Origin of the sequence: Methylobacter tundripaludum SV96 (assembly GCF_000190755.2) — a bacterium.
GTDB classification, from domain to species: Bacteria; Pseudomonadota; Gammaproteobacteria; order Methylococcales; family Methylomonadaceae; genus Methylobacter_A; species Methylobacter_A tundripaludum.
In genome coordinates, this window is sequence record NZ_JH109153.1 from 741,542 (window position 1) to 743,771 (window position 2,230).

Genomic DNA, 2,230 nt, shown 5'->3' on the forward strand with positions numbered 1-2,230 from the left:
CTGCGGACGGTCTTGCAACGGGTGCGCGCGTTCGATTTGGACGCTTATGCGCACCAGGATCTGCCGTTCGAGCTGTTGGTCGATGCCTTGCAACCGACCCGCTCAATGGCCCGCCATCCGTTATTCCAGGTCATGCTGGCCTTGCAGAACACCGCCCGGCCGCGCATGGACTTGCCGGGACTCACTGTCGCGATGGAACCGTTGGCGCGCACCGGCGCCAAGTTCGACCTGTTGGTCAGTTTGGCCGAACAATACGATGCCGACGGCGAACCGTTGGGCTTGTGGGGCGAACTGGAATTCAGCAGCGATTTGTTCGATACCTCAACTATTGAGCTCTTAATCCAACGCTGGTTGCGCCTGATCGAGCAGGCCGTGGCCGAACCGGATGCGCCGCTGTATCAATGTGCGCTGCTGACGCCCGAAGAACGCCATGCGCTGCTGGAAGGCTTCAACGCCACAACGCAGCCTATCCCCGACGCCACCTTGCCGGCATTGTTCGAAGCCCAGGCAGCAAGCAATCCTGCCGCGACCGCGCTGGTCTTTGCCGATCAGGAACTGAGCTATGGCGAACTGAACGCCCGCGCCAACCGCCTCGCTCATGCGCTGATTGCGCAAGGGGCAGGCCCGGAATCGCTAATCGGCCTGTATCTGGACCGTTCGTTCGAGCTGGTGGTCTCGCTGTTGGCGGTCCTGAAAAGCGGTGCGGCTTATCTGCCGCTCGACCCCGAACATCCGACCGCGCGCATTGAAGCGATGCTGGACGATGCAACGCCGTTACGGGTGATCACGACGGCAGCGCTGGCCGACAACCTACCTGCGGATTGTCCGCGCATAGTGCTCGACAAGCTAACCGACTTGGCGCAAAGACAAGAAAATAATCCAAGCGATGCGGATCGACTCGCTCCGCTAACGCCGCTGCATCCGGCTTATGTGATCTTTACCTCCGGCTCGACCGGAAAGCCGAAAGGGGTGCTGATTGCCCATCACGCGCTGGTCAACCACATGCGCTGGATGCAACATGCCTACCCTGTGGCCCCGCAAGACCGGGTTCTCGGCCGAACCGCCCCCACTTTCGATGCGTCGGTCTGGGAGCTTTGGCTGCCGTTACTGTCTGGGGCTGCGCAGGTGCTGATCTCGACCCAGCAGCTCCACGATGCCCAGTTGCTGTTTGAACAGCTTGACCGGCAGCAGATTCATGTTGCCCAGTTCGTGCCGTCGCTACTGGCTTCGTTCCTCTCCGAATATGACCTAAAGCCGCAAGCGCTGCGCCAGGTGTTTTCCGGCGGTGAAGCGCTATCGACCGAGCTGACCCGGCGTTTGACCGAGCAGTGGCAGGTTGAGGTGGTCAATTTATACGGGCCGACCGAGACGACGATCCAGGTCGCGCATTATGCGGCACAGGACAACGCTTTAAACGGGTCGACGACGCCGATCGGCGCGCCGATCTGGAACACCCGCATTTACCTGCTAGATCAAGCCCTGGAACCGGTGCCGGTCGGCGTTGCCGGTGAACTGTACATCGCCGGGGCCGGTCTGGCCCGCGGCTACCTGAACCGCCCGGCCCTGACCGCCGAGCGCTTTGTCGCCGATCCGTTCTCACCTATAGCTGGCGCACGCATGTATCGCTCCGGCGACCTGGCGCGCTGGCGCGATGACGGCAACCTGGAGTTTTTGGGCCGGGCCGACAGCCAGGTCAAGATTCGCGGTTTCCGTATCGAGCCGGGCGAGATCGAAGCGGTGTTGCTGGCGTTGCCGGGCGTGGCCCAGGCGGCTGTCATCGCACGCGACGACGGCCTCGGTTTGCAGCTGGTGGCTTATTGGGTGCCGTCTGCTTTGTCCAATGCGTCTGCCGAAACCTTGCGCCCGGCGTTGGCCGCGCAATTGCCGGATTACATGCTGCCTTCGGCCTTTGTGGCCTTGGACGCTCTGCCGCTGACACCCAACGGCAAGCTGGATCGGCGCGCCTTGCCTGCGCCGGAACGCGGAGGTGCGGTGTTTGTTCCGCCGTCATCGCCCGAAGAAACGCTGCTGGCGGCGCTGTTCGGCGAGGTATTGGGATTGGATCGCGTCAGTGTTGCCGATTCGTTCTTTGCGCTGGGCGGGCATTCGCTGCTGGCGACCCGTTTGGTCAGCCGGGTGCGCGAGGCCTTTGCCTTGGAATTGCCGATCCGGGCCTTATTCGAAGCGCCGACGGTCGCGCAATTGGCCGGACGCCTGCGCGATTTGCGTA

The 2,230-nt window shown here is 62.6% G+C and carries 1 protein-coding gene; it reads left to right on the forward strand.

Annotation, left to right across the window (positions count from 1 at the left end; all coding sequences use genetic code 11):
- Positions 1 to 2,230: non-ribosomal peptide synthetase (locus tag METTU_RS23745; RefSeq protein ID WP_169624959.1), on the forward strand; the 2,230-nt coding region annotated here is incomplete at both ends.